At 65.6% G+C, this 25,349-nt stretch carries 26 protein-coding genes; 17 read left to right on the plus strand and 9 right to left on the minus strand.

Features of this window, described 5'->3' with window-relative positions:
* Positions 1-9: 9 nt before the first annotated feature.
* Both LAQ73_RS08890 and LAQ73_RS08895 read right to left on the minus strand, forming a co-directional pair.
* Complete coding sequence (locus LAQ73_RS08890) at positions 10-1,146, minus strand: PQQ-dependent sugar dehydrogenase (RefSeq protein WP_224267929.1); 1,137 nt, start codon at positions 1,144-1,146, stop codon at positions 10-12.
* Positions 1,147-1,243: 97 nt separating this feature from the next.
* Positions 1,244-2,143, minus strand: a complete 900-nt coding sequence (locus tag LAQ73_RS08895) for an acyltransferase (RefSeq protein WP_224267930.1) — start codon at positions 2,141-2,143, stop codon at positions 1,244-1,246.
* 109 nt (positions 2,144-2,252) lie between these two features.
* Between LAQ73_RS08895 and LAQ73_RS08900 the strand changes: the two genes are divergently transcribed.
* Positions 2,253-2,468 (plus strand): hypothetical protein, encoded by a 216-nt coding sequence (locus LAQ73_RS08900; protein WP_224267931.1) that lies wholly within the window; start codon positions 2,253-2,255, stop codon positions 2,466-2,468.
* Between the two features lie 54 nt (positions 2,469-2,522).
* The gene (locus LAQ73_RS08905) at positions 2,523-3,842 is read left to right on the plus strand and encodes a glycoside hydrolase family 68 protein (protein ID WP_224267932.1); all 1,320 of its coding nucleotides are present in this window, start codon (positions 2,523-2,525) and stop codon (positions 3,840-3,842) included.
* An 18-nt stretch (positions 3,843-3,860) separates the two neighbouring features.
* On the opposite strand, the gene LAQ73_RS08910 is transcribed toward LAQ73_RS08905, so the two are convergent.
* Positions 3,861-6,008, minus strand: coding sequence for a glycoside hydrolase family 32 protein (locus LAQ73_RS08910; protein WP_224267933.1), 2,148 nt, complete (start codon positions 6,006-6,008; stop codon positions 3,861-3,863).
* A gap of 244 nt (positions 6,009-6,252) precedes the next feature.
* On the opposite strand from LAQ73_RS08910, the gene LAQ73_RS08915 reads away from it, so the two are divergent.
* The 4 genes from LAQ73_RS08915 to LAQ73_RS17805 all read left to right on the plus strand — a co-directional run bounded on the left by LAQ73_RS08915 (position 6,253) and on the right by LAQ73_RS17805 (position 8,940).
* Entirely contained in the window at positions 6,253-7,305 is a 1,053-nt protein-coding gene (locus LAQ73_RS08915; RefSeq protein ID WP_224267934.1) for an aldo/keto reductase, read from the plus strand.
* A gap of 101 nt (positions 7,306-7,406) precedes the next feature.
* A complete protein-coding gene (locus tag LAQ73_RS08920) occupies positions 7,407-7,751 on the plus strand; it encodes a helix-turn-helix domain-containing protein (RefSeq protein WP_224267935.1) in 345 nt (114 codons plus the stop codon).
* Between the two features lie 264 nt (positions 7,752-8,015).
* Positions 8,016-8,354, plus strand: coding sequence for a DUF7344 domain-containing protein (locus LAQ73_RS08925; protein ID WP_224267936.1), 339 nt, complete (start codon positions 8,016-8,018; stop codon positions 8,352-8,354).
* A 157-nt stretch (positions 8,355-8,511) separates the two neighbouring features.
* Positions 8,512-8,940 carry an HVO_2922 family protein gene (locus LAQ73_RS17805; RefSeq protein ID WP_317988501.1) on the plus strand — a complete coding sequence of 143 codons (429 nt, stop codon included), beginning with the start codon at positions 8,512-8,514 and terminating at the stop codon, positions 8,938-8,940.
* Between the two features lie 9 nt (positions 8,941-8,949).
* Here the strand turns inward: LAQ73_RS17805 and LAQ73_RS08935 are convergent, their stop codons facing one another.
* Positions 8,950-10,500, minus strand: coding sequence for a heme-binding protein (locus LAQ73_RS08935; protein WP_224267937.1), 1,551 nt, complete (start codon positions 10,498-10,500; stop codon positions 8,950-8,952).
* 110 nt (positions 10,501-10,610) lie between these two features.
* Between LAQ73_RS08935 and LAQ73_RS08940 the strand changes: the two genes are divergently transcribed.
* The gene (locus tag LAQ73_RS08940) at positions 10,611-11,480 is read left to right on the plus strand and encodes a formate/nitrite transporter family protein (RefSeq protein WP_224267938.1); all 870 of its coding nucleotides are present in this window, start codon (positions 10,611-10,613) and stop codon (positions 11,478-11,480) included.
* A 96-nt stretch (positions 11,481-11,576) separates the two neighbouring features.
* Entirely contained in the window at positions 11,577-12,098 is a 522-nt protein-coding gene (locus tag LAQ73_RS08945; protein ID WP_224267939.1) for a PadR family transcriptional regulator, read from the plus strand.
* A 57-nt stretch (positions 12,099-12,155) separates the two neighbouring features.
* Here LAQ73_RS08945 and LAQ73_RS08950 read toward each other — a convergent pair whose 3' ends face one another.
* The gene (locus LAQ73_RS08950; protein ID WP_224267940.1) at positions 12,156-13,943 is read right to left on the minus strand and encodes a site-2 protease family protein; all 1,788 of its coding nucleotides are present in this window, start codon (positions 13,941-13,943) and stop codon (positions 12,156-12,158) included.
* A 206-nt stretch (positions 13,944-14,149) separates the two neighbouring features.
* On the opposite strand from LAQ73_RS08950, the gene LAQ73_RS08955 reads away from it, so the two are divergent.
* Complete coding sequence (locus LAQ73_RS08955) at positions 14,150-14,698, plus strand: LURP-one-related family protein (RefSeq protein ID WP_224267941.1); 549 nt, start codon at positions 14,150-14,152, stop codon at positions 14,696-14,698.
* Positions 14,699-14,902: 204 nt separating this feature from the next.
* Here the strand turns inward: LAQ73_RS08955 and lysS are convergent, their stop codons facing one another.
* Positions 14,903-16,573: a lysine--tRNA ligase gene (gene lysS, locus LAQ73_RS08960; RefSeq protein ID WP_224267942.1), complete on the minus strand. Its 1,671-nt coding sequence runs from the start codon at positions 16,571-16,573 to the stop codon at positions 14,903-14,905.
* Positions 16,570-17,289 carry a UMP kinase gene (gene pyrH, locus LAQ73_RS08965; RefSeq protein ID WP_224267943.1) on the minus strand — a complete coding sequence of 240 codons (720 nt, stop codon included), beginning with the start codon at positions 17,287-17,289 and terminating at the stop codon, positions 16,570-16,572. The genes lysS and pyrH overlap by 4 nt, the downstream gene beginning before the upstream one ends.
* Positions 17,290-17,447: 158 nt before the next feature.
* Between pyrH and LAQ73_RS08970 the strand changes: the two genes are divergently transcribed.
* The 3 genes from LAQ73_RS08970 to LAQ73_RS08980 all read left to right on the plus strand — a co-directional run bounded on the left by LAQ73_RS08970 (position 17,448) and on the right by LAQ73_RS08980 (position 20,187).
* Positions 17,448-18,245: a molybdopterin synthase gene (locus LAQ73_RS08970; protein WP_224267944.1), complete on the plus strand. Its 798-nt coding sequence runs from the start codon at positions 17,448-17,450 to the stop codon at positions 18,243-18,245.
* A 300-nt stretch (positions 18,246-18,545) separates the two neighbouring features.
* Positions 18,546-18,794, plus strand: coding sequence for a DUF7123 family protein (locus LAQ73_RS08975; RefSeq protein WP_117595281.1), 249 nt, complete (start codon positions 18,546-18,548; stop codon positions 18,792-18,794).
* 232 nt (positions 18,795-19,026) lie between these two features.
* Positions 19,027-20,187, plus strand: coding sequence for a site-2 protease family protein (locus LAQ73_RS08980; protein ID WP_224267945.1), 1,161 nt, complete (start codon positions 19,027-19,029; stop codon positions 20,185-20,187).
* Positions 20,188-20,210: 23 nt separating this feature from the next.
* Here LAQ73_RS08980 and thiL read toward each other — a convergent pair whose 3' ends face one another.
* Positions 20,211-21,092, minus strand: coding sequence for a thiamine-phosphate kinase (gene thiL, locus LAQ73_RS08985; RefSeq protein ID WP_224267946.1), 882 nt, complete (start codon positions 21,090-21,092; stop codon positions 20,211-20,213).
* Between the two features lie 173 nt (positions 21,093-21,265).
* Here thiL and LAQ73_RS08990 point away from each other — a divergent pair, with 173 nt between their 5' ends.
* The 4 genes from LAQ73_RS08990 (at position 21,266) to LAQ73_RS09005 (ending at position 23,883) form a co-directional block, all read left to right on the plus strand.
* Complete coding sequence (locus LAQ73_RS08990) at positions 21,266-22,291, plus strand: lysylphosphatidylglycerol synthase transmembrane domain-containing protein (protein ID WP_224267947.1); 1,026 nt, start codon at positions 21,266-21,268, stop codon at positions 22,289-22,291.
* Positions 22,292-22,384: 93 nt separating this feature from the next.
* Entirely contained in the window at positions 22,385-22,840 is a 456-nt protein-coding gene (locus LAQ73_RS08995) for a 30S ribosomal protein S19e (RefSeq protein ID WP_224267948.1), read from the plus strand.
* An 87-nt stretch (positions 22,841-22,927) separates the two neighbouring features.
* A complete protein-coding gene (locus LAQ73_RS09000) occupies positions 22,928-23,290 on the plus strand; it encodes a DNA-binding protein (RefSeq protein WP_224267949.1) in 363 nt (120 codons plus the stop codon).
* Entirely contained in the window at positions 23,290-23,883 is a 594-nt protein-coding gene (locus LAQ73_RS09005) for a DUF7411 family protein (protein WP_224267950.1), read from the plus strand. Before LAQ73_RS09000 ends, LAQ73_RS09005 begins: the two co-directional genes overlap by 1 nt.
* A 50-nt stretch (positions 23,884-23,933) precedes the next feature.
* Here the strand turns inward: LAQ73_RS09005 and LAQ73_RS09010 are convergent, their stop codons facing one another.
* Complete coding sequence (locus LAQ73_RS09010) at positions 23,934-24,095, minus strand: DUF1059 domain-containing protein (RefSeq protein ID WP_224267951.1); 162 nt, start codon at positions 24,093-24,095, stop codon at positions 23,934-23,936.
* Positions 24,096-24,218: 123 nt separating this feature from the next.
* On the opposite strand from LAQ73_RS09010, the gene LAQ73_RS09015 reads away from it, so the two are divergent.
* Entirely contained in the window at positions 24,219-25,136 is a 918-nt protein-coding gene (locus LAQ73_RS09015) for a DMT family transporter (RefSeq protein WP_224267952.1), read from the plus strand.
* Positions 25,137-25,349: the final 213 nt, after the last annotated feature.

Consider the following 25,349-nt stretch of genomic DNA (forward strand, 5'->3'; position numbering starts at 1 on the left):
CAGAGTCGGCTACTCCGCTTCGGGGAAGAAGCGAACGACCCTGTCGTCGCCGTCGCGCGGTTCGCCCCGACCGTCGCGGTTGCTCGTCACGGCGTAGAGGTGGTCGTCCGGGCCGGTAAACACCGTCCTGAGTCGGCCGAACTCGCCCTCGTACAGTGTCTCGTCTTCGACGACTTCGGTGCCGTCGATGCGGAGGCGTCGCAGGTGTTCGCCAGCGAGCGTCCCGAAGAAGAAGTCGCCCTGCCACTCGCGGTAGGGGCCGTCGTAGAACGTCGCGCTCGCGGGAGCGATAGTCGGGGTGTACTCGGCGATTGCACCGGTGTACTCGTCGGTGCTCTCGGTGCCACCGACGTCGGGCCACCCGTAGTTGTTGCCCGCCTCGAGTACGTTCACCTCGTCGTTCTCGGCGGGACCGTGTTCGGTCGAGAAGATATCTCCGTCGCGGAAGGCGAGACCCTGCGGATTGCGGTGGCCGTAGGTGAACACCTCGTTGTCGAAGGGGTTGTCCGGATGCGGGTCACCGTCGAACGTCACCCGAAGCACCGACCCGTTGAGCGACTCGGTGTCCTGTGCCCGTTCGCGGACGTTCGCGTCGCCGACGGTGGCCAAGAGACTGTCCTCGTAGACGGCGAGGCGACCGCCGTCGTGGATGATGTCGCCGGGGATGCCGTCGACGATCGGCTCCCACTCCCAGCCGTTTTCGACGTCGTGACGCACGATACGGTTCGTGAACTCGTACTCGCCACCCGCGTAGGTGTGGTAGGTAAACGCCGCCGGTTCGCTCGGGTGAAAGACCAACCCCGTGAGTCCGCCTTCGCCGTCGTCGACGATGTCGGAGACGCTCAGAACCTCCTCGGGGTCACCCCGTCCGCCGGGGATACGGACGATTCGCCCGAGTCGCTCGGTGAGATAGAGGTCGCCGTCGCGCCACGCGGCTCCCCACGGGATTTCGAGGCCCGTGGTCACTGTCTCGTGTTGGATGCTCTGTGGCGGGGAGTCGGTCTGAGAGTCGTCGGTCGAGGAGCCGTTGCCGGTCGGAGGGCTGGAGGTGCTGTCGTTTCCGGGCGGGTCTGAAGTGGTCGGGGCGTCGAGGCAACCGCTTGCGGCGGCGGCGCCGACGAGTCCGAGGTAGGTCCGTCGGTCCATATCTCGGATATCTGGCTTCGCCAACCAAAAGTTATCGCAAGAAAATCACGTTTCGACGTTCGAACCTCTCTCGAACTCCGAGGGCCGAACGCTCGATTCAGTTCGGCGATTCGAGATCTCGACCGAACTCGTCGAACGCGTCGATACCCTCGGGGAGGTCGTACGGAATCTCGCGTTCGGCCTGCCGGTTCTCGCCGCCGGCCTCCAGCGGTTCGGCCTCCTCCTCCCACCCCGGCTTCACCTTCACGCTCTTGGCGGGCGTCCCGACGGCGACGTGGTGGGCGGGCACGTCGCCTTGCACGACCGACCGCGCGCCGACGACGCTGTTCTCGCCGATTTTACAGCCGGCGCGGACCATCGCGTCGTAGGTGACGCGGGCGTCGTCCTCGACGACGGTGTGGAAGTTCTTCACTGCGGTCTGGTCGACGATGTCGTGGTCGTGGCTGTAGAGGTGGACGCCGTCGGAGATGGAGACCCGATTCCCGATGGTCAACCGGCCTCTGTCGTCGAGGTGGACGTTGTCGTGGATGACGGTGTTGTCGCCGACGCGGATGTTGTGACCATACGTCATCGTGATACCTTTGAACAGACGGAGGTTCTCGCCGGCCTCCTCGAACAGGTGGTTGGCGAGCATCTGTCGGAAGCGGAGCGCGAACTCCACGTTGTCGGCCATCGGCGTCGCGTCGAACTGCCGCCAGAGCCACTGGAGGTGTTTCGAGCGCTTGAACATCTCCTCGTCCTTCTCGGCGTAGTACTCCGACTCCAGCGTCGAGTTGCACGGGTCGTACCCCTGCAGGCGGACGCGCTCGGCGTTCGACACGTCTTCTCCCGCCTGCCAGCGTTCGTACGCCTCCCGGTCGCCGTAGAGGTCGATAAGAACGTCTTGGACCACGTCACAGGTGTCCTCCTCGCCGGAGAGTCGTTCGTCAACCTCGTCGATGAAGGCTCGAACTCCTTCCTCGGCCGCGAGGGGGAGCGAGATGTGACGCTTTGTCATCGGGCGAAGTTGGCTATCGTCGCTCAAATCGGTTCGGGTGTGCGCGCGCCGTGTCAGACCACGTGAGAACCGGAGATACACTCTTGTCGACCCGATTCACATCGGAACTATGTTCAGGCGACAATTCTCGCGGGGCGTCGTTTCGGTGACGGCCGGCACGGTTCTCGCTGGGTGCGTCGACGCGACGGGAACGTACCGAATCGACGCCGAAACCGAGTCCGCACCGGAGCAGTGGGAGTGGTTCGTCTCGAACAAATCGAGAAACGGACTGCTACGCATCACTGAAGGCGGCGAACTGACGTTCTCGGAAGTCCCGCAACTGTGACCTCCACCGAGAACTATCGGGAACACTTAGAACCTGCGTTCGCCTGCCTCCACTATGCAAGACGACTCTGAGCGGCGTTCTCCCGACGAGGACGTGCGCCGCCGCACCCCGGCGTGGACCCGCGAGCACGCCGCCGGAATCGAACGCTCCGAGGACACCGTCGCACCCATCATCTACCCGCCGGAGGCACCCGTCGACTCGGATCTCCACATCTGGGACACGTGGTTCCTCCGCGAGCGCGACAGCTCCATCGCCGAGATCGACGGCTACCGCGTCATCTTCGCGCTCACCTCCTCCTCGGAACTGCTCCCCGGCAAGCGCCACGACGTGGCGACTATCCGCTACTTCTACTCGCGCGACGGCGAGGAGTGGGAAACTGGTGGACCCGTCTTCGACGTCGACGAGAACGGTCCGCTCGGGTCGCGGCAGTGGGCCGGCTGCGCGCTGTACGACCAAGGAACCGTCTACGCCTACTACACCGCCTCGGGCGCGCGAGGAGAGGAGGAACTCACTTACACCCAGCGCCTCGCAGTCGGTCGCGGTGGCACCGTCGAAACCGACGAGAACGGCCTCCGAATCGACGGGACGTGGACCCACGAGGTGCTTTTGGAACCCGACGGCGAATATTACGAGATCGAGGCCCAGTCCCGCGGGATGATCTACACCTTCCGCGACCCGTGGTTCTTCGAGGACGAGGGCACTACCTACCTGTTGTTCGAGGCGAACACGCCCGTCCTGGAGGGCTCCGACGCCTGCGGCGACCCCGCCCAACAGGAGTTCAACGGTAGCGTCGGCATCGCCGAGTCGCCGACGGGCGACCCTACGGACTTCAAACTCCGCCCACCGCTTCTCGACGCCGTCTGCGTGAATCAGGAACTCGAACGCCCGCACGTCGTCCGCCGCGACGGCCGGTACTACCTCTTCATCTCCAGCCACGTCCATACGTTCGCGCCCGACCTCGACGGCTACGACGCGCTGTACGGCTTCGTCGCCGACTCGCTGCGCGGCGAGTACGAACCGCTCAACGGCTCGGGACTTGTGTTGACGAACCCGGCGAACGCGCCGTTTCAGGCGTACTCCTGGCTCGCGTACGACCACGGCGACGAACTGCTCGCCACCTCCTTTTTCAACTACTTCGAGTTCGACCGGCCGAGTCTCGACGAAGTCGCGGTACTTCCGGAGGCCGAGCAACTGCGTCGGTTCGGCGGGACGCTCGCGCCGACGGTTCGCATCCGTCTCGACGACAACCGGACGAAAGTGGTGGGCACGCTCGGCCACGGCCACCTCCCGCTGCCAAACGAAAAACTCCCGGAGCCGTGGTGGGAGCGCGGCGAGCGATTGCCGAACGAAGGCGAGTACGGACGGCGGACGTAGACTGTCCGAACCGTCGCCTCAGGACTGTCGTCGCTTTCCGGCTGGGAACGTCGCTTCGAGCTCCCACGCCCCCGCCGACCGTAGTGTCACGTCGCCGCCGACCGCCGACAGCGACACGCCCTCGGCGTCGATTCGAGTCGGGTAGACGCGACTCGTGAGACACCGACGCTCGTTTGCGAACAGTTCCAGAATAGAGCCGTCGACGAACGCGCGAAGCGAGAGCTCGTCCTCCTCGACGGGCATCCGCTGTTCGTCCTTCGCCCCCGGGCCGTGACTCGACGCCGAGCGGTCGACGACGACCGACTCGCCGTCGCACCGCACGAGCGTCCGCTCCGAGAGCGCCGGCGACTCGAACACGCCGAGTTCGAACGTCGCTCCCTCGTCGAGCGAGATCTCGAACGCCAGTTCGTAGCTGTTGCCGGTCAGATCGAGCGTTCGGCGCTCGCCCGCCGACAGCGATACGTCGCCGGAGAGCGCGCCGGGTCCGCGAAGACTCGCCAGTTCGGCGGCCGGCCGCTGGACGATGTCGCCGTCGGAGACGTCCAGCTCCCGCGGCAGCGACATCGCCCCCGACCAGCCGGCGCGCCACTGCGCGTCGAGGTCACGAGCCTCCGGGAGCCATCCCCACGTCAGCACGCGGCCGTCGGGCGCGCGCAGCGACTGCGGGGCGTAGTAGTCGCCGTAGTCGAGGACTCCTTCGTTCGTCGGGTCGAAGTCGGGTGCGTCGAGGTCCGCCTCGCCGACGAAGTAGATGGGCTCGTCGTAGTTCGACACCTGCAGGAGCTGTGTATCGCCGAAGTCGAGCAGTTCCGGACACTCCCACACCGTCCCGGGGTCGGGTTCCTCGCGGCCGAACAGCGGACCGACGTACTCCCACTCGTCGAGGCTCTCACCGCGGTAGAGCAGCACGACGCCGCCGCCGGTCTGCGCGCCCGCGCCGACGAGGTGGTACCAGACGCCGTCCTGTCGCCAGACGCAGTGGTCGCGGAACTCCGCGTCCCAGTCGTTCGTCGCCAGCACCGGCGGGTCCGTCGGCGCTTGCTCGATGACGGGATTTTCGGCGTGTTTCACCCACGTCCGGAGCTCATCGTCGGCGGCCGTCGCCAGACACGGCAGTTGGACGCGACCGCGGCCGCCGGTGTACAGGAGTCTCGGCGCCCCGTCGGTGTCGACGACGGTACACCCCGACCAACAGCCGTCGCGGTCGGGACCATCCGGCGACGGCGAGAGCGCCACCGGTTCGTCGCGCCAGTTGACGAGGTCCCCGCTCGTCGCGTGTCCCCAGTGAATCGTCCCGTGGAACGGTCCCGCGGGGTTGTACTGGTAGAACACGTGGTAGCGCCCGCCGTAGTGGACGAGGCCGTTCGGGTCGTTCAGCCAGTTGGCGGGCGCGGCGAGGTGGTAGCCCGGTCGGTGGTGGTCGCCGGCCAGCGCCGCCCGAACGTCGGCAAACCCCTCGACGTCGGCAGGGCGGTCGGTGAAGCTCGGCCGTCGGTCGGAGGCCAACGACGCCAGCAGATTTCGCGCGAACCGGTCGCGGGCGTGCGTCTCGCCGCCCTCGCGGTCAAAGTGGAGATGTTCGCCGCTGCCGGCGACCGTTCCCCGGCCAACGCGCCACGAAAGCAGCGACTTGTGGCCGACGAGTAACTCGTCGCCGCGGAGCGAACTGCCGAGAACCTGGCCCCGTTCGGGGACGAGCCTCTCGTACCGCGCGAACGGCCGGTCGTCGCCGGGCGACGCCAGGTGGAACCGGTCGTCAAACGACTCGAAAGCGGGGTGGTCCGCGTAGAGCGCCTTCCGCGCGAACCCGGACGGGCCGTGCACGTCCTCGACGCCGGTGGCATCCGGGCGGACGCCGTCGATGCCGAGGGGTTCGACCGCAGACAGCGCGTGAAGCGAGAGGAGCAGGCCGCCGCCGTCTTCGAGAAACGACTGAACGCATCGAGCGCTTTCACGGACCGCCGCCGGCCCGTCGTCGAGAGGGGTATCGCGGTGCCACCAGACCGCATCGTAGGCACCGAGGTCGACGGCACCGTCGGCGACGGCGGCGAACGAGACGATGTCGGCGGCCGTCGCCGCCTCGGCACACCACTCGTACGCCGCCCACTGCTCCGACGAGCGGTCGGCCACGTACATACACGCGACGCGTACTGGGAGCGTCTCCATCCTCTACGAGTGACGTCGCTGAGCGATTAAGCGTTGCCGACTTCGCAGCGGTTGCTGGCGTCGCCCTCTCCCTCTTGCGCCATTTGATATCGCAGTATGTGGTTTAACTTCGAACGTGGCCCTGCGACTGGCTCTCGACGGACGTGAGGCCGAGGCGCTCCGCCCACCGGACAATCCGCTCGTCACCCCCCGATTCGACGGGTGAACCGGTTCCGATAAGTGTCGTCTCGCCTTAGCGCGCGGTATGAACTACCGAACGCTGGGCGATTCGGGAGTGGAAGTGAGCGAAGTCGGCTTCGGCGCGTGGGTCGTCGGCACCGACTGGTGGGGCGACCGGACCGAAGACCAGGCCGTCGAGATGGTCGAGTACGCCCTCGACCAGGGAATCACGTACTTCGACACCGGCGACGTCTACGGCCACGGCGACAGCGAGAAGCTCATCGGGAAGGCGCTGGCCGACTACCGCGACGAGGTGACGCTGTCGACGAAAATCGGCTACGACTTCTACAACCACCCGCAGGCGGGCCACGGCGAGTTGCCGAAGCGACTGGACTCCGAGTGGATTCGAACCTGCGTCGAACGGAGTCTGGAGCGTCTCGACACCGATTACGTCGACTTCCTCCAACTGCACAACGCGAACGTCGACGAGGTGACGCCCGACGTGGTCGAAACCCTCGAATCACTCCGGGAAGAGGGAACCGTCGACGCGCTCGGCTGGGCGCTCGGCCCCTCCATCGGTTGGCTCGCCGAAGGTGACCGCGCCGTCGAATTCGACTTCGACGCCATCCAGACCGTCTTCAACGTCTTCGAGCAGACCCCCGGCCGACACTTCCTCGACACCATCGCGCGCGAGGACGCCGACACCGCCGTCATCGCCCGCGTGCCCCACTCTTCGGGGCTTCTGAACGAGCAGGTGACGCCCGACACCGAACTCGATGCCGGCGACCACCGCGGGTTCCGCCCCGACGAGTGGTACGAGACGGGGTGGGAGAAAGTCGAGGCGCTTCGGTTCCTCGAACACGACGGCGAGCGCACGATGGGGCAGGCCGCCATCCAGTGGCTGCTCAGCCACGACGCCGTCGCGTCGGTGACGCCGACGTTCCGGACGACGGACGACATCGACGAGTGGGCCGCCGCCTCCGAAACCCCGCCGCTCTCCGAGGCGGAGGTCGACCGTGTCGAGGAACTCTACCGAGAGAACTTCGGAATCACCCGCGACGACGGCATGGACAGCCTCCGCTCTTCGGTGGACGGCGCGGATCTGGTGGGCACCGGCAAGCAGAACGCCGGTCGATAAACCTTCAACCACGATACGAAATTCTCGCCCGCCGAGAATCACGATTCGAGACTGTAGCGGTGTACTATCCTCCCCTACTCGCTCACGGCTGACGCCGTTCGGTGGACTCCCGAGGAGTCGACGGTCTCGAAGCGGGACGCGCGGCCCTCCTCGCGGCCGAGCGGGCGGACGAACAGCGGTCGCTCACCGCCCGGCTCGACAGTCGCGAGTCGCTCGCGGAGTTCCGCGCGTACTGCAATGCCCACGACCTCGACTTCGAACTCGACGACATCGCCGAAGACACTCAGCCGAGAGCCGTACAGTACGACCTCTCGACGCCGCAGTTGGACGCGCTCGTGGCGACGTTCGAGATGGGCTCCTTCAACATCCCGCGGGATACGACGCTCGGCGAGGTCGCAGACTACTTCGGTATCTCGACGCACGCGGCTTCCGAACGCTTCCGTTGAGGACAAACGAATTTCATCGCAAAGACGCTCTCGATGGCAAGTCGGACGACGAGGAAGCGCGAGTCGGCGACCCCGCTGGTTATTTCTACGACCTCTCGAACAAGGCTCAATTATATATCAACGGAGATTGTGGTATTCTATTGACAGTATGTCGTCCCCTCTCCAACGAAGAACGAGCCCCCTCCAGCGAAGAACGACCACCGGTACCTGCTCGGTGAAACACCTCGGTCCGTGCCGCGACGCGGATCACTGTTCACAAAAGTGATGTCCGCAGACGATTCCGAGCGTTCACTCTCCCCGTCGACGGCGTTCGAACTGCTCGCCGACCCCTCGCGGCGGGGCGTGTTGTACGTCCTGTACGATTCGGACAGTGCCATCCAGTACGAACGACTCGTCGACCGACTCCTCCGCCGGGAGATCACACCGTTCGATAACCGCCGCCGTCTCCACCTCGAACTGCACCACACCGTGATACCGAAACTGACCGCGTCGCTGTTCGTCCAGTACGACGAACGGACCCGCCGTCTCCGTCTGACCGACCCGAGGTCGGAACTCGAACCGTATCTCGCCTTCGCGCGGTCGATGGACCGTACCGAGCGATAGCGTCCCCGAGCCCGCGCGTTCGTCTCTCCTTCGACCCCTCCGTTTCGCTTCGAATTCGACGGCCGACGGCGGCGGGCGTTCCCGCCCGTATACTTCCACTACGCACCCTCGACAAGCGTCGGAAAGTAATACGTTCATCGGCGTCATCGGATATTGTATGACCGACTCACACGTCCACGTCTCGGTTTCGGTCGTCGCCGACGGCGAAACGATCGGCCAGTTCGACTCCGACTCCCAATCCGCAGCGAACGCGTCGATGACGAGCGAAGACGCGGGCGACCAGAGCCGAACGGAGTCGGCCGAAACGACCGAGGCCGTCGGGGCACCCGAGACGGTCGAGACACCCGAAACGGACCGTGAACCCGACGTCGACGGCGAGACCGATACCGACGAGTCCGAACCGGAGGCGGCGGCGACGTTCGAGTTGTACCGCGACAAAGCCGACGAGTGGCGCTGGCGACTCCGCCACCGTAACGGGAACATCATCGCCGACGGTGGCGAGGGCTACTCGTCGAAGTCGGCCGCGAAAAACGGCATCAAGAGCGTCCGGCGAAACGCACCGGGGGCGACGCTCCTGACGCGGTGAGCCGTCGACTCAGGCGAGGAAGACGTGCCGCGGCCGGTCCGCCAGCACGTCACGGCCCCACTGTACAGTCTCGCGGAACTCGTCGCTGCGGAAGAAACCCATCGCGTCCTCCTTCGAGCGCCACTGACTGGCGATGAACATGTCGTCTTCGTCTTCGACGTTCACCATCAGGTCCGTCTCTTGGTGGCCGTCCATCTCGTCTAAGAGGCCGCCGACCGTGCCGAACTTGTCGACGAACTCTCCTCGATGCTCGGATTTGACCGTGTAGAACATCCCCATCGTGCCGAATCCGGATTCTTCGCCCGCGCGCGAGACGATGCCCGGCAGTTCCGAGAGGAAACCGCCGGCCGTCTCCGCTGCGCTTTGCGTCTCCCAGATGCTGACGACGGCCGACCGACCGCGCTCGTTCGCCTCGTAGACGGCCGTCTTGACGTGCGTGCCGTAGTGCTCGAAGTTACCGCGGAGACCCTCGACTTCCTCGAACAACTCGTCGGTGTCGGCCTCCGAGTACAGCACCGTCGCGTACACGTCCTCGCCGTGAGGCTTCCCGGCGTAGATGTTCAGGTCGGTGAGTTCGCCGCGGATGTCATCCGCATCGCCTTCGTCTGTGGTGTCCGACTCCCCGTGGTGGTGGCCGCTGGCGCCGCCGTGGTGGTGACTGTCGTCGCTGTGGTGACTCCCGTTACCGTCGCCGCCGTGGTGATGACCGCCGCCCTTACCGTGGCCGTGGTGTCGACCGCTCTCGCCGTGACCGTGCGGCGATTCGCCGGCGTGTTCGCTCGTCGGCACCGATTCGCCGTCGAGGTACGCGCCGAGGTCCGTCGACGGGAACCGCCGCCCAACGTAGAACTGGCCGAACTCGCCGTAGCGCGACGATGCCTCGTCGAAGCGCATCTCGTAGACGATGTCTTTGATATCCGTCGGGTCGCTGCCGAACAGGGTGACGCCCCACTCGTAGTCGTCGAAGCCGACGCTGGAGGCGATGACTTGCTTGATCTTCCCCGCGTACTCGCGGCCTACGTCGCCGTGGCCCGACATCAGCTCCGCGCGCTCCTCGAAGGAGAGGTCGTACCAGTTGTACTTCTCGCCGCGACGCTTGCTCATCGGGTAGAAGCTGACGTACTCACCGTCGGGGATGTCGGGTTTCATCTTCCCCTCGATGTAGCGCCGGAGCCCCTCGTCGACGGCGTCGGCACCGTCTTCAAAGTACTCGTCGGAGACGTAGCCGCTGACTTCGGTCACCGAGACGTACGATGTCGGCTGGTCGGTGAACCCGGCGAGCGCGGTTCGCTCGAAGCGGCGTTCGGCCGTCGACAGCGCGTCGAGCGTCGGCCGGAAGTGCAGTATCAGGAGGTCGGCCTTGTGACCGACGATAGAGAACACGGCCGACGCGCCCTCCTCAGCGTCCTCGACTGCTTCGTGCGACTGGAGGTAGTCGACGGCTTCCGCGACGGCGCGTTCGCGCTCTCGTTGGGGTGCGTCGCGCCACACGTCCCAATCGATGCTCCGGAAGTCGTGCAGCGCGTACCAGCCTTCCTCGGTCTGCGGCGCTTGAGGCATATCTCGGCGTTGGACCCGGCCGACTAAGGGCGTTTTGAGTCGTCGCCGATTTCCCGGGTTTCGACCCAACTGGTTTTGCGTCAGAGAGCGTTAGTCGACCCGACTACTCGATGCCATCGACAACAGACGACCCCTCGGGTGCGACGCTCTCGTACCGCCACATCATCGAGCGGGAGATGGAAAACGCGCTCACGGAGATGAACCGCCCGGCCAAAGGCGTCGCAATCTCCGGGTTCGCCGCGGGTCTCACGGTGAGTTTCGGCGCACTGTTCATGGGGATGGCGCTGACGTTCCAGCCGACGTTCCCCTCGACGCTGGTGAAACAACTGACGCTCGGCGGCGTCTCCGCGGTCGGCTTTCTGTTCGTCATCATCGGCCAGACCGAACTGTTCACCGCCCACACGACGATGGCCGTGCTCCCGGTGGTGACCGACCGCGCCTCCGTCCGCGATCTGCTCGAACTGTGGAGTATCGTGCTCGCCGCCAACCTCGTCGGCTGTCTGTGTTTCGCCGGCCTCATCGCCGCCATCGGCCCGGCGATGAACATCGTCGACCCGGCGGCGTTCGGGTCGCTGGCGGCGGCACTGCTGCCGTTCCCGTGGTGGGTCATCACCGCAAGCGGCGTCGTCGCCGGGTGGCTGATGGGGCTTCTGACGTGGCTTGTCGCGGCGAGTCGAGACACCATCGCCTGTGTCGTCATCGTGCTCGTCGTCGCCACCACCATCGGGTTTGCGCCGTTTCACCACGCGCTGCTCGGAACGACCGAAGTCCTGGCCGCCATGTTTCTCGGACAGGGCGTCACGCTCGGGCAGTTCGTGCACTTTCTAACGTGGACGACGCTCGGAAACGCCGTCGGCGGCGTGGTCTTCGTCGCGCTTCTCAACTACGGCCACGTCGCCCTAGCGGGCGACGAGGTCGACGTCGACTACGAAGCGGGGTCGACGTCCGGTTTCGGCGACGACACGACCGAGCAGCCCTGAACCCGCCGCGGCGTCGACGACTCGGCGTCTGTGACCGGCGGCGAACGAACCAGGGTAACCGAAACGCTTTCACAACGTCCCTTTGATGGGCAACCAATGCGGAAAAGCGGCCCACCGAAAGGCCTCATCTCGTATCTGGTTTTGGAGCTGTTGGGAGAGAAATCCCGGTACGGCTACGAGATTCTCAAGGAGATACGCGAGATAAGCGGCGGACACTGGGAGCCGTCGTACGGTTCCGTCTATCCGATTCTCTATAAGTTCGAAGAGAAAGGCTGGGCCGAGCGGGTCGACCGCGAGGACGAACCCGACCGGAAGTACTTCGCGCTGACCGACAGCGGCCGCGAAGAACTCCGCGAGAAGCGAGTCGAGACCGGCGGCAAAGCCGAGGAGTTCGCCGACGTCATCCTCGGGTTCTACCACGTCTACGTCGCGTTCGCCACCGACGGTCGCTTCGACGTCGAGAGCCCCGAGGACGCGTGGCGCTTCGACGAGACGTTCAGTTCGTGGATCATCGAGCAGTTGATTCGTCACCACGAGCGCGACTTCGGCACGTTCGAGCGAATCGACGACACACCAGAGGCGTTCTACGAGCGGTACGGTATCGACTTCGACTCCTGAGCGCGCTCGCGACGCTGGTGGTTTCTCGTCTCTCGTCTCTCGAAAACGGCCGCGAGTTCAGGTGAGCAGTTGCGGCCCGAACAGCAACAGCAGGAGACTGACGAGCATCAGCAGACCCACGCTCGTCGTGATCGTACTCGTCAGTTGCCGCTTTCCTTCGACCGGCAACCGCGAGACGACCGCCTCCGTCGAGGTGCGGAGGATGCGACCTCCGTCGAGCGGGAACGCCGGGATGCAGTTGAAGAACGCGAGATTGAGATTTATCCACCCGACCCAGAACAGGACGTTGGCGAGGATGAAGACGCCGCCGCCGAGAGCCGCAAGTGGGCCGCTGATGGTGTAGAAACTCGTGTTCGCGGCGACGAAGCCGGCGAAGTTGGTCTCCAATCCCGGGACGACCGTCCCCGCGAAGGGTAGAAAGAGGATGAAAAGCACCTGCGAGAACAGTCCCCCCTGCACGTCGCCGCCGAGGATGCCGAGGAACTGCTGTGCGGGGTACGAGACGACGCCGAGACTGTTGACGCTGATACCGCTGAACTCGGGGCCCTGCGTCACGCCGACGAGGCCGCGGCCGGTGCCGTCGTTCGCCTCCGCGAGCGTCACGGTGTACGTCTGCAGTTGTCCGTCTACGTAGGCGGTCACGTTCACCTCGTCACCCGGCTGGCCGCCGTCGAGCGCCGCCTGCACGTCCGAGTAGTTGAGCGTCCGTTCGCCGTCGATGCTCGTGACGACGACCTGTTCGCCGCCGGGGACGCCCGTCTGCTCGCTCAGCGGTCCGTTCGACGAGACGCCGAGGAGAACGCCCATCGGGCCGGTCACGTTCGATTCCTCGCCGCGCTGGTTCTCGACGGTGAGCGTGACGATCGGCTTGTCGACGACCGCTTGATGCAGTCCCGACTCGGTGTTGACCGCCGTTCCGTTGACGGCGACGACGGTGTCGTTCGTCTCGACCCCGGCGCTGCCGTCGTCGGCCAACGGCGAGTTCGGCGACATCGCCGTCACCAGAAGCGACCGCTGCACCGACCGTTCGGTTCCGTCCGCGAGTGTCACCGTCACGTTCGCGGCGTCGCTCTCTCTGAGCGCGTTCTGGAGGTCCACGTCCGAGGTGACGTTCGCGCCGTCGAAGCCGACGATTCGGTCGCCGGCGTCGATTCCGGCGGTGGCGGCCGCCGAGTTCGGGAACGTGCTCCCGACGGCCGCACCGGGGGCCGCCGCGATGGCCCCGGTCACCGGGCCGAACAGCAGCACCAACGTGATCGCGGTGATGGCCAGGTTGTTCGTCACCCCCGCGGCGAACATCCGAGTTCGCCCGCCGCGACTCGCCTTCCGTTGGCTCTCTTCGTCGGGTTCGACGAACGCGCCGATGGGGAGAATCGTGAAGAGGACGACGCCCATCGACTCGATGTCGATACCTTCGACCCGGCAGAGCAGGCCGTGGCCGCCCTCGTGGACGACCAGGCCGACGAGCAGACCGAACGCGATCTCGGGGGCGACCGACAGCGGGAGGAAGTCGTTGACGCCGGGGATGACGAGCACGTTTCGGGGGGCGTTCACCGCCGTCGGTGCGGGGGGATTCTGTAGAATCTGGACGCCGCGGAGCACGAGGAGGAGGAACGTGCCGACCATCACGACGAGGGCGATGCCGACGCCGATGTTACTCCACGCCCGCCAGAACCGCTTCGGGGTGGCGAGCCAATCGAGAAACGCGCGGCCCCGACGAGTGTGTATCGTCATCAGGGGTCCTTGCATCTTCACCGAACTCGGGAGGATGCCGAGCTGTCGCAAGACGAGGGCGAGTACCGTGTAGAGGATCACGCCGATAAGTATCCACAGCAGCGTGTTCATTGGCCCAAGAAAGGAAGGGTAGCGGGAAAGACGTTCGGATTGCCTCGGCGAAGCGACGCCGTCGAAACACCGATGCTACGCCGACTCTCCGGCCGATGCAGCGTCTGGGTCGGTGATTTCGTTACGTACCGGACGCCGCCGACTCCGCCGTACGTTTCTCGACCACCTTCCGAAGAGATATAGCCGTACTCCGTGACACGAGAGTCGTGTTCGACTCGAACGCCTACGAGGTTCGCCAGAAGTTCGGTATCGGGAACAAGTACGACATCTACGAGAACAGCGGTTCCGAGCCGATTCTGACCTCCAAACAGAAGAAACTCCGTTTGAAGGAGGATTTCCGCTTCACCGACGCCGAGACCGGCGAGGAGCGGATTCGAGTCCGCGCGAGCCAGATACTCGACGTGAACGCCGCCTACGACATCGTCGACAGCCAGACCGACGAACCAATCGGTGCGGTCAAGCGCCGCGTCAGTTCGTTTCTGAAACACGAGTACGAACTGCACGACGCCGACGGCAACGTCGTCGCGCTCGTCAAGGAGGACAACCATCTCATGGCGGCGATTCGCCGACTCGTGACGACGCTGCTTCCGTTCTCGTACTCGGTCACCTCGCCGGACGGAAGCGAGGTCTACGGCACCATCTCTGAGCAGTTCTCGTTCCGCGACCGGTACAGTATCTCGCTCACGAGCGGGGACCTCGACCCGCGACTCGTCGTCGTCGGGTCGGTGGTCATCGACGCGATAGAGGACAACTAGCGACCTTTTGCGCTGCGGGGCGGCGAAGCCGCCCCTCGGCAAAAGCTCGACCAAAAGCACTCGTCGTTCACTTCGCTTCGCTCCGTTCACTCCTCGGCCCGCTCGCTCGGCCCTCGGCCTCGCTCGCGGTGGAGAGTCTGGCAGAACTCCCGCCGCCACGCTGTGACCGCCATCACTTCGCGGTGCTCGTGACGAGCCCTCGCCTCACTCGGCTCGCCGAAGACGCTTCACCACGAACTCTTCTTCGAGTTCTCCGAGGAACTCGCCGAGGCGCGGGCCCTGCGTCTGGTCGAAGAACAGGAGGTAGCCCGCCTGAAAGAGGTCGCCGGTCTGCACGTCGCGTGCCTTGGCGGCCTCGTAGATTTCGCCCTGAATCTCCTCGCCGGTGTGGCCCTCCTCGACGAAGTCCGCGAGGTCCGACAGCGCCGTGGCGACGTCGTCGTCGAGGTCGACGTCGGGCAGCTCCGTCTGAAGGCGGTAGTTGTACTCGTTGTCCATCCGCTCGGCCCACGTCCGGGCCTTCTCGACGCGCTCCATCGCGTCCTCGACGGCCCACTCGGGCGTCTCGTCGGTGATGTGGCCCTCGTTCTTCGCCATCTGTACTCGAAGTTGGGGGTCGTCGACCATCCCCAGCACCGCGGCGAACGTGTACGGCAGACGGACGCGCTCTTCGCGCACTTCGTCGACGAGGAAGGGGTAGGCGCGCTCGGCCAGCGCTTCGAGGTTCTCGTCTGTCTCTTCGCCGAAGTAGACGCGCTCGAAGCGGTCGAAGTCGTTGACGAGGAGGTCCAAGCGCCGAAGGTCGAAGTCGCGGGCGCGGCGCGGGTTGAGCGCGAAGAAGTACCGCAGGACGTCGGGCTCGGCGAGTTCGAGCACCTCGGCGACAGTGACGATGTTGCCCGCCGACGAGGAGAGCGGTTCTCCGTTGAGCGTGAACCACTCGTACGTCATCGGGACGGGAGGCTGGATGCTGAGGACGTTGCGCGCGATGTCCTCGCCGCTGGGCCACGAGCCCTCGGCGTGGTCCTTCCCGAACGGCTCGAAGTCGACGCCGAGCACCTGCCACTGGGCGGGCCACTCGAAGCGCCACGGCAGTTTCCCCTCGCGGAACGTCGCCGTCCCCTCGTGGTCGCAGCCGGAGATGACGTTGTCACCGGCGGTCATGTCGGTGCAGACGTAGTCGACGGTGCCGGCGTCAAGGTCGATTCCCGTCACCGTCTCGGTTATCTTCCCGCAGTTCCCGCAGACGGGGTTGAACGGGACGTAGTCGTCATCGACCTTGCTCTGGTACTCGGCGAGCACTTCCCGGGCGGCGTCGGCGTTCTCGAGGAGGTGCCGAACCACTGGCTCGAACGTGCCGTCGGCGTAGAGCTCGGTGTTCGAGATCATCTCGACGGGGACGCCGAGGCGCTCGGCGTCGGCTTCGATGAGCGCCGCGAAGTGCGCCGCGTACGACTCAGCCTCGCCGAAGGGATCGGGGATGTCGGTGTACGGCTTGCCGAGGTTCTGGCCGAGCGCGCCCGCGTCGACGTCGCCGAGGCCGACGATGTTGCCGTCTCTGTCGGCGAGCTTTCGGGGGAGCTTCCGGAGCGGGTCCCTGTCGTCGCTCGTGAACACCTGACGGACCTCGTAACCGCGCTCGCGCAGCACTTCGGCGACGAAGTAGCCGCGGAGAATCTCGTTGAAGTTACCGAGGTGCGCGACGCCCGAGGGGGAGATACCGCCCTTGATGACGATGGGCTCGTCGGGGCCGCGCGCGAGAATCTCGTCGGCCACCTCGTCGGCCCAGAAGGCGTGGCGAGTCTCGCCGTTTTCGTCCGCTTCGCCTTCGTTTGCGGCCGTCGGGTCCGAGTCGTTGCTGTCGTCTGTGCTCATCGCTGGGACCAGTACGTCGGTTCGGTACCCTCACCGGCGGGGACGATGTCGGTTCCCCCGTGGTCGCCGCGGAGCACCGCGCGTTCGAGTCGCTGCGGCTCGGTCCCGTCGAGGACGATGGTTCGCATTCCCGCGCGTTCGATGAGCTTCGCCGCCAGCAGGTCGACGGGTGCGGAGGACCCGGCGTCGGTGCTCATCGGGGCGATAACTTTCACCAACTCTTCGGGCGTGAGCTCCTCGAACTTCTCCGCTCCGTCGTCGCTGCGCGGGTCGGCGCTGTAGACGCCGTCGACGCTCGTCGCGTAGACGAGCAGGTCCGCGTCGACGTACTCGGCGAGCGCCGCGGCCACCGCGTCGGTGGTCTGGCCGGGAACGACGCCGCCCATCACGGAGATGTCGCCGCGACGGATGGCCTCGCCCGCGTCCTCGTAGCTGTGCGCCGGAGCGGGGTTGACGCCCGCGCCGAGGCCGGCGATGAGCAGACGGGCGTTGATGCGCGTCACGTCGATGCCGATCTGGTCCAACTGGACCTCGTTCGCGCCGAGGCCGCGTGCGGCGTTGATGTACTCGCGAGCGACCCCGCCGCCGCCGACGACGGTGCCGAGCTCGCAGCCTTCGCGGGCGAGTGACTCGATTGCGGCGGCGTGTGCTTCGACCCGACGGGCGTCGAGCTCCGGCGCGAGAACGCTCCCGCCGATAGAAATGACGACTCTCATTGCAATCGGATTGCTGGGATTCGGTCTTAAGGGTTATCAACTCCGCCACGTTCCGCGGTGCGAGAGCACCTGTCTCGGCTACCGGCGGCGACGCGTGGAGCGTGCCGCCGACACCTCCTGAGCAACACTAAAGCCGTTCGGTCCCCCGTCTTCCGGGTATGCGCACACTCTGCGTCGTCGGTCCGGACGCAACGACGCTCACCGAGCGGCTCGCCGCGCGACTCGACGGACGCGTCGCGACGGTCGAACGGCTCCCCGACGGCAGCGACCCCGCGCCCGATTCGGCGGCGTCGTACGGCCTCTCTGACGACGGCATCTGGGTCGGCGCGGGCCGCGACCGCTCGCGCGACGAACTGCTCGACCACCTCGCCGCGTCGTACGACTTCGCGCTCCTCGCCGGGTTCGAGTCGTCCCGTCTGCCGACGGCAGTTCTCGGCGACGATTCGGCGTCGGGAGACGATTCGCGCGATACGCTCCTCTCGGCACCCTCGGTCGACGACGTCGACGTCGACGACCTCTGCACCCGCATCGAGGCGCTCGAACCGTACGTCACGCTGGAGTCGCTGGTCGAGCGAGTCAAGCAGGATCCGCGCGCCGAGCGCGCCGGCGCGATTGCGACCTTCACGGGCCGTGTTCGAGCGAAAGACGGAGACGGCGACCCGCGGACGACGCGGCTGACGTTCGAGAAGTACGAGGGCGTCGCCGAGGAGCGCCTCGCGGAGATCAGACGCGACATCGAATCACGCGGCGGCGTCGAGCGCGTGCTCATGCACCACCGCACCGGCGTCATAGAGGACGGCGAGGACATCGTCTTCGTCGTCGTCCTCGCTGGCCACCGAACCGAGGCGTTCCGCGCCGTCGAAGACGGCATCAACCGCCTGAAAGACGAGGTCCCCATCTTCAAGAAGGAGACCACCGTCGAGTCGGACTTCTGGGTTCACGACAGATCGTCGTGACTTTCGCGTCGAGGCAACATTCTCCTCGTCGAACCACTGTTTCTGAGCGGTTGGGAACGCTGAAACCGGAAATTGTTGCCCTGAAACGGTCAAGGAACCAGATATTGAGGCGGTTCGTTTTATCTAAATTCCTTGAGGATAAATGTCTCAGATAGATTTGTAAAAGTTCTACGGCGCAGAAAAAACGTCGTGAAACGAATCATTTGCGTCGCTTCAGCCTGAAAGAGGCCGAACTGTGGCTAACGTTCCTGCCTTTATAACATCTCCACCGGCGATGTGGGAAACGAGGTCAGAACAAAAATGAGCGCAACAGCGAACCCCTCCACCGACGGACGCTCGAAGGAAACCCGACTAAAGCAGTACCTCGTCGAGAAAGCCCAAGACGGGGAACTGTACTTCAAGGGCAAGTTCATCGCGGACGAGGTCGGTCTCTCGCCTAAAGAGATCGGCGCGCTGATGGTGAAGCTCCGTGACTCCACCCACGAACTCACCATCGAGAAGTGGTCGTACACGAGCGCGACCACGTGGCGCGTCGCCCCCACCTCGTAAGCAAAACAACTCGGTCCCCGCGCGACTTGTCTCGGTGACGGTCCCCGCCTTCCGGCTCCACTCGCGAACCATGCAACCTCTCGTCTCCGGGCGACGACAACCTGTTTTCTCCAGTTCCGTTGACGACACACACCGCGTCTCCGAGCGTCGTCGACACCCACCTGCGGCGTCGGGCGGCCGGCGCACGCCGACACCGGATTTATACCCCTCTGTGCGGTAGACGTAGTATCAGATGGACGAGGCCGACAGCCCTCCGTACGGCCCCGCGGCCGCCCCCGCAGACGGTCCCTCGCTCGAACAACTCGACTCGGTGTTCTACGTTCGTGAGGTACGTACGGACGACGACCGACTACTGTACTACGGCGAGTCGCTCGTCTCGCGTCGCTCACTGCTCGAAGAGGCGTGGCCCTCGTTTCGGCAAGCGGGGTACGACGTTCGTCTCGCACGGACGAACGACGGACTCGACGTACTCGTCGCCGAACCGCTGTCCGTCGGCGTCGACGGCGTGCCCTGGAAGAATCTGCTCCTGTTCGTCGCCACCGTCGCCTCGACGCTGTTCGTCGGCGCGTACGCGTGGTACTACATCCCGATAAGCCAGATTCAGGAGAATCCGCTGGTCGCGCTCGAAGCGTGGCCCTTCACCGCCGCCGTGCTCGGCGTCCTCTGCGCGCACGAACTCGGCCACTACGTGATGGGTCGCTACCACGGCGTCGACGTCTCGCTGCCGTATCTCATCCCGTTTATCTTCCCCTTCGGGACGATGGGGGCTATCATCCGAATGCGCGGGCAGATGCCCGACCGAAAGGCGCTTTTCGACATCGGCGTCGCGGGACCGCTCGCCGGGTTGGCGGCGACGGTTCTCGTCACCGCTATCGGCCTGTCGCTCGAACCGATTACGATACCCGAGCGCGTCTTCGTCGGGAGCACCGAGGTCATCCAGTTCAACAATCCGTTGCTGTTGGACCTCATCGCGACGCTTCTCGGCCAACCGAGCGACTACAGCTACCCACAGACGGTGAACCCCGTCATCATCGGCGGCTGGGTCGGGATGTTCTTCACCGTGTTGAACCTGCTGCCGGTCGGCCAACTCGACGGTGGCCACATGGTTCGGGCGATGCTCGGTCGGCGACAGGAGACGGTGGCGACGCTCGTTCCTTTGGGCCTGTTCGGCCTCGCGGGCTACCTCTACTACGTCCGCGACCTGGGCCTGCAAGAGTCGGTCGGACTCTGGGCCTTCTGGGGTCTGTTCTCGCTGTTCATCGCCATCAACGGCCCCGCCCACCCCATCGACGAATCCGGCATCGGCTGGAAGCGCCAACTCGTCGGCGTGTTCACGTTCGCGCTCGGCCTGCTGTGCTTCATGCTGGTGCCGATTCAGCTGATGGGCGCCTGAGAATCGAGACGGGTCCGGCGGCGCTACGCCGAGTGGGTGTACCCGCGGTCCGGAAGCGGCTCGCCGTCGAGCGTTACGCCCGCACCCGACTCGGCGACGCGTCCGATGCGGGTAATCGGCGTCACTGAAGCCGCCGCCGCCCGTTCGAGCGCGGATTCGGGGAGCGTGAACACCAGCTCGAAGTCCTCGCCGAAGTGCAGCGCCGACTCCCAGTAGTCGCTCTCGCCGTCGGTCACGTCGGAGACGGCGGCGTCGACCGGAATCCGCGCGGAGTCGACGGAGAGGCCGCAGTCGCTCGCCTCCGCCAGTTGGTGGACCGACCGCGCGAGGCCGTCGCTGGAGTCCATCATCGCCGTCGCGTAGCCGGCGAGTTCCACGCCCGCGGCGACTCGCGGTTCGAACCTGAAGCGGTCGTTACCCCGCTCCGCGTCGCCGCGTTCGAAGTAGCGAAGCGCGGCCGCCGACCGCCCGAGCGTGCCGGTCACACAGAGCAGGTCGCCGGGGTTCGCGCCGGACCGGAGCACCGGGTCGTCCGTTCGGCCGATGGCCGTCGTCGCCGTCGTGAACTCGTCGTGCGTGTCGAGGTCGCCGCCGACGTACTCGGCACCGACGAGTTCGCAGACGTCGCGGGCACCGCGGACGAACGCACTCAGTTCGTCCGCGTCGAACGTGGGTGCGGCGTACGCGGCGACGGCCGCCACGGCGTCCGCGCCCATCGCGGCGACGTCCGAGAGCGACGCGCCGACGGACCGCCACCCGGCGGTGTAGCGCGTCGTTCCGGCCGGGAAGTCCGTCGTTTCGTGGAGCATGTCGGTCGTGACGACCAGTTCGTCGACGACCGCGGCGTCGTCACCGGCCGCCGGGAGTTCCGCAGCCAACGTTCGAAGCGCTGTCCGCTCGTCCATGTTCGGCCTTTCGTCGTCGGTGCGAAAAATCCACCGAGGCGTCCGGCGTCACGCACCCGTGAGAGTCAGCCGCACAGTATCACGGCTACCAAACCCGAAGAGAGGCGTAGGCTATCGCTACCGCTGCTGTCGATTCCGGTGGCTTAATGCCGTCTGTTGACGTTCGGGGTGATATGTCCAGGGAGAACCTCCGAGCCACCGTGCTCGGCTTCGCCGGTGCGTTGGTGGTGTTCGCGGTTCTCTTCTCGTTCATCGGCGTCGACGACCTCGTCACTCAGTTGGAGAATGCCGACATCCGATTCGTCGCCCTCGTCATCGTCGCGACGCTCGGTTGGCTGTTCGCGTGGGGGCTGTCGCTTCGGACCGTCCTCTCGGTGCTCGGCGTGGAGATCTCGGCGCTGAAGTCGTTTCTCGTGTTCTCGGGGGCGATGTTCTCGAACAACATCACGCCGTTCGGACAGGCCGGCGGCGAGCCGGTGACGGCGCTGCTCATCTCGCAGACCTCCGACGCCGAGTACGAGACCGGCCTCGCGGCCATCGCCAGCGTCGACACGCTCAACTTCGTCCCGTCGATAACGCTCGCGCTCGCGGGTGCTGTGTACTTCGCGACGGAGACGACACTCGGTCAGAACCTCGAACTGGCGGTCATCGGGGTCGTCGTCCTCGCAACGGTGATTCCGGGTCTCGTGTACGTCGGCTGGCAGCGACGGTACCAACTCGAACACAAAACCGTCAGCGTGCTCACGCCTCTTATCCGACGCGTCGCGGACTTCGTCCCGCGCGTCTCGAAACCGACCGCCGAGAGCATCGAAGGACGAATCAGTCGCTTCTTCACCGCTATCGAGCGCGTTGCGACGAACCCGCGCGGACTGCTGCTGGCCGTCTCGCTTTCGGCGGCCGGATGGCTCGCACAGATGCTCGGCCTCTGGCTGGCGTTTCACGCCGTCGGCACGCCCGTCTCGCCGTCGATTATGCTGTTCGTCGTCCCCATCGGCGCGATTGCGGGTGTGACCCCGCTCCCCGGCGGCGCGGGCGGCATCGAGAGCGTCCTCCTCGTCCTGCTGCTGGCGGCGACGGGCCCCGCGGTGACGGAGTCGGCGATTCTGGCGGCCATCGTCATCTACCGCGGGACGGTGTACTGGCTGCCGACGCTCATCGGCGGCGTCGTCGTCAGCGTTCTGGGTCTCAACGGCTCCTGATCGGCCGTCCGCGTCGGGTCGAGAAAGCCCGTCGGACGGGGCCGACGACGCCAATACGATGCTTTTAAACAGCGCTACACAGAACTCGTAGCCATGGTAACCCTCTATGACGTTCCGGCGGACGACCTCATTCAGGAGGTCGCCGACCGACTCGAGGACCGCATCGAACAGCCCGACTGGATTCAGTTCGCCAAAACCGGCTCGAACCGAGAGCTTCCGCCGCAGAACGACGATTTCTGGTTCGTCCGCGCGGCCAGTATCCTCCGGAAACTCGCCACGAAAGGGCCGCTCGGCGTCGAACGGCTCGCCGTCGAGTACGGCGGCCGCAAGCGCGGCTCGACGCGCTACCGCGTCGCCAAGGCCCACACAGGCACCGGCAGCAAGAAGATCATCCGCGTCATCCTCCAGCAGCTCGAAGAAGAGGGTCTCGTCGAGAGCGCCGGCGGCGACGGTCGCCGCATCAGCGACGACGGCCGCGCGTTCCTCGACGACGCCGCCGCCTCGACCTTCGAGTCGCTCGACCGCCCGGAACTCGAACGCTACGCGTAGAGGCCACACACGCTTTTCCAGAGATTCGAGACCGCCAGCCGTCAGGCCGTCCGTAATCGTTTTCTGCCGCGCGCGAAAAGTTCGGGTATGAGCGGAAATCCCGACGACGAACGGCTCGACGAACTCCGCCGAGAACGCCTGCAGGAGCTACAGGACCAAGCGGAAGGCCAGCAGCAACAGCAGGGCAACGAGGAAGCCCAGCAAGCCGCCGAGGAGCGCGCACAGGCGCAGAAGGACGCGCTACTGCGCCAGTATCTCACCGACGGCGCGCGACAACGGCTCAACGCCGTCCAGATGAGTAAACCCGAGTTCGCCGAGCAGGTCGAACAGCAGCTCGTCGCGCTCGCACAGAGCGGCCGCATCCAGTCGAAAATCGACGAGGAGCAGATGAAACAGCTGTTGAAGGAACTCCAGCCCGACAAGAAGCGCTTCAACATCCGCCGTCGCTGATGGAACTGGCCCTCCTGTACAGCGGCGGCAAGGATTCGACGCTCGCCGCGCTCACGCTCGATTCGTTCTACGAGGTGCGCCTCGTGACCGCACACTTCGGGTTCACCGACGACTGGACGCACGCGAAGACGGCCGCGGAGACGCTCGGTTACCCGTTCGAGACGGTCGAACTCGACGAGGCCATCGCCGCCGACGCCGTCGAGCAGATGCACGCCGACGGCTACCCGCGAAACGGTATTCAACAGGTTCACGAAGCCGCGTTGGAAGCCGTCGCGGGGCTCGGGTACGACGCTATCGCCGACGGGACGCGCCGCGACGACCGCGTGCCGACCATCTCACGCGCGCAGGCACAGAGCCTCGAAGACCGCTACGACGTCGACTACCTCGCGCCGCTGTCGGGGTTCGGTCGTCGGGCGGTCGACCGACTCGTCGAGGAGACGCTCGACATCGAAGTCGGTCCGAGCGAGACGGTACCGAAAGCCGATTACGAGGGCGAACTGCGGCAGTTGCTCGTCGAAACGCACGGTTCCGACGCGGTCGGAGAGGTCTTCCCCGAACACGAGCAGACGTACGTCCACGGGCTACTGGACTGAACGCGAGCGGGCTTTCTCCGGATCGGTCTGGTCGCTCGCGCTGCTTCGCCCTACTTCGTCTCTATATCCGCTCGAATCCGCTCCTCGCCGACGTCGAGGTCGGGGTGGTGTTCCTCGTTGTGCTGGTGGGCCTCGTCGACGAGTTCGTCCTCGGTGTCGGCAGTGGTGTCGAACAGGCAGTCGCCGACGATGCAGCCGTATCCGTATGACATAACGGTTCGAGGTCGGAGCGCAGGTACGGAGAGCGTTCGGCCTGAATGTACCAGCATCCGGATCCAGAGCCCCGAGCAGTGGCAATCGAACCGCTCATGTCGTCGTAGAGGCGAGCGGTAGCCGTGACCTCGGGAATCTCGTACTCGCTCGTCGCGGCCCTCGTTTGGGGAATCTACCTGTTCGTCCTCAAGCGGTACTTCGACGGGGTCCCCGGTTCGGTTCTCACCGTCCTCGTCAACGTGGCGGCTATCACCTGGTACGTTCCGGTGCTTCTCACGTCGGTTTCGCCCTCGGAGACGCCGTCGTTCGCGTCGCTCGGCGCCGAGGCGCTCGGTGTTCTCGTCGGAACCATCTGTATGACGGGAGCGGCGTTTCTCATCTTCCTCCGGGCGCTCGACGCGGGTGACGTCTCCTACGTCGCACCGATAAACAAGGTGGTTCCGGTGTTCGTCCTCCCGATCGAGATACTGCTGCTGCACGAGCGACTCGCTCCGATTCAGGTGCTCGGCGTCCTCGTGGCGACGCTGGCCGTCTACGTCGCCAACTATCGAGGTGGACGCTTGTCGGACCCGATCCGCGCCGCCTCGTCGTCGACTGCGGCGCAGCTCGCGCTGCTGAGTGCCGCTTGCTACGCCGTCAGCGACGTGGGAAAACGCGTCGCACTCCAAGAACTGAGCCTCCAGCCGCAGCTGTGGGTCGTCGTCCTCCTCGGCGGCGTCACCGTCGTCGTCCTCCCCTTTGCGGTCCGGTCGTGGTCCGACGGCGCGCTGACGCGGCGAACGCTCGGCGAACTCACCGTCGGCGGCTTCCTCGTCGCACTCGGTGAACACGTCACGTCGCTGGCGTTCGCGGCAGTGCCGGCGAGCATCGCCTCCCCCATCATCAACACGCAGGCGGTGGTTGCTGTGGTGCTCGGCGGCGTTCTCCTCCGCGAAGAGTTCTTCGGGACGCGGCTCGTCGCCGCGGCGCTGGCGGTCTGCGGCGTCGGTCTCATCGCGCTCGACTCCGGAGCGCTCGGCGGCGTTGTCGGCTGGTTCTGAGCGACTGATTTCGAACGGCTATTTCGAGTGGCTGGCAGGCGACCCGATTTCGGTTTCGCGAGCGGCGCGTCGCACACCCGCCTCGGCCGCCTTGCGTCGGGTCGTTAGCGCACCCGCGGAAGTGGCTTCGTCACCACAGTTGAACGTTCACCTCCGGAACTACTCGCCGTCGAAAGGACAGCCTTCAAGCGACCGCTCCGCAAACCACCGTGC

The organism is Haloprofundus salinisoli, from assembly GCF_020097815.1.
Classification (GTDB): Archaea; Halobacteriota; Halobacteria; order Halobacteriales; family Haloferacaceae; genus Haloprofundus; species Haloprofundus salinisoli.

Excerpts from the sequence above, each read along its gene's own strand:
- lysS (WP_224267942.1), bottom strand. The coding sequence starts at position 16,573 with ATGAGCACAGACGACAGCAACGACTCGGACCCGACGGCCGCAAACGAA.
- LAQ73_RS08975 (WP_117595281.1), top strand. The coding sequence starts at position 18,546 with ATGAGCGCAACAGCGAACCCCTCCACCGACGGACGCTCGAAGGAAACC.
- LAQ73_RS09010 (WP_224267951.1), bottom strand. The coding sequence starts at position 24,095 with ATGTCATACGGATACGGCTGCATCGTCGGCGACTGCCTGTTCGACACC.
- thiL (WP_224267946.1), bottom strand. The coding sequence starts at position 21,092 with ATGGACGAGCGGACAGCGCTTCGAACGTTGGCTGCGGAACTCCCGGCG.
- LAQ73_RS08900 (WP_224267931.1), top strand. The coding sequence starts at position 2,253 with ATGTTCAGGCGACAATTCTCGCGGGGCGTCGTTTCGGTGACGGCCGGC.
- LAQ73_RS08995 (WP_224267948.1), top strand. The coding sequence starts at position 22,385 with ATGGTAACCCTCTATGACGTTCCGGCGGACGACCTCATTCAGGAGGTC.
- LAQ73_RS08915 (WP_224267934.1), top strand. The coding sequence starts at position 6,253 with ATGAACTACCGAACGCTGGGCGATTCGGGAGTGGAAGTGAGCGAAGTC.
- LAQ73_RS08890 (WP_224267929.1), bottom strand. The coding sequence starts at position 1,146 with ATGGACCGACGGACCTACCTCGGACTCGTCGGCGCCGCCGCCGCAAGC.
- LAQ73_RS08910 (WP_224267933.1), bottom strand. The coding sequence starts at position 6,008 with ATGGAGACGCTCCCAGTACGCGTCGCGTGTATGTACGTGGCCGACCGC.
- LAQ73_RS08980 (WP_224267945.1), top strand. The coding sequence starts at position 19,027 with ATGGACGAGGCCGACAGCCCTCCGTACGGCCCCGCGGCCGCCCCCGCA.
- LAQ73_RS08940 (WP_224267938.1), top strand. The coding sequence starts at position 10,611 with ATGCCATCGACAACAGACGACCCCTCGGGTGCGACGCTCTCGTACCGC.
- LAQ73_RS08990 (WP_224267947.1), top strand. The coding sequence starts at position 21,266 with ATGTCCAGGGAGAACCTCCGAGCCACCGTGCTCGGCTTCGCCGGTGCG.
- LAQ73_RS17805 (WP_317988501.1), top strand. The coding sequence starts at position 8,512 with ATGACCGACTCACACGTCCACGTCTCGGTTTCGGTCGTCGCCGACGGC.
- LAQ73_RS08970 (WP_224267944.1), top strand. The coding sequence starts at position 17,448 with ATGCGCACACTCTGCGTCGTCGGTCCGGACGCAACGACGCTCACCGAG.
- LAQ73_RS08925 (WP_224267936.1), top strand. The coding sequence starts at position 8,016 with ATGTCCGCAGACGATTCCGAGCGTTCACTCTCCCCGTCGACGGCGTTC.
- LAQ73_RS09000 (WP_224267949.1), top strand. The coding sequence starts at position 22,928 with ATGAGCGGAAATCCCGACGACGAACGGCTCGACGAACTCCGCCGAGAA.
- LAQ73_RS08895 (WP_224267930.1), bottom strand. The coding sequence starts at position 2,143 with ATGACAAAGCGTCACATCTCGCTCCCCCTCGCGGCCGAGGAAGGAGTT.
- LAQ73_RS09005 (WP_224267950.1), top strand. The coding sequence starts at position 23,290 with ATGGAACTGGCCCTCCTGTACAGCGGCGGCAAGGATTCGACGCTCGCC.
- LAQ73_RS08905 (WP_224267932.1), top strand. The coding sequence starts at position 2,523 with ATGCAAGACGACTCTGAGCGGCGTTCTCCCGACGAGGACGTGCGCCGC.
- LAQ73_RS08950 (WP_224267940.1), bottom strand. The coding sequence starts at position 13,943 with ATGAACACGCTGCTGTGGATACTTATCGGCGTGATCCTCTACACGGTA.
- LAQ73_RS08945 (WP_224267939.1), top strand. The coding sequence starts at position 11,577 with ATGCGGAAAAGCGGCCCACCGAAAGGCCTCATCTCGTATCTGGTTTTG.
- pyrH (WP_224267943.1), bottom strand. The coding sequence starts at position 17,289 with ATGAGAGTCGTCATTTCTATCGGCGGGAGCGTTCTCGCGCCGGAGCTC.
- LAQ73_RS08935 (WP_224267937.1), bottom strand. The coding sequence starts at position 10,500 with ATGCCTCAAGCGCCGCAGACCGAGGAAGGCTGGTACGCGCTGCACGAC.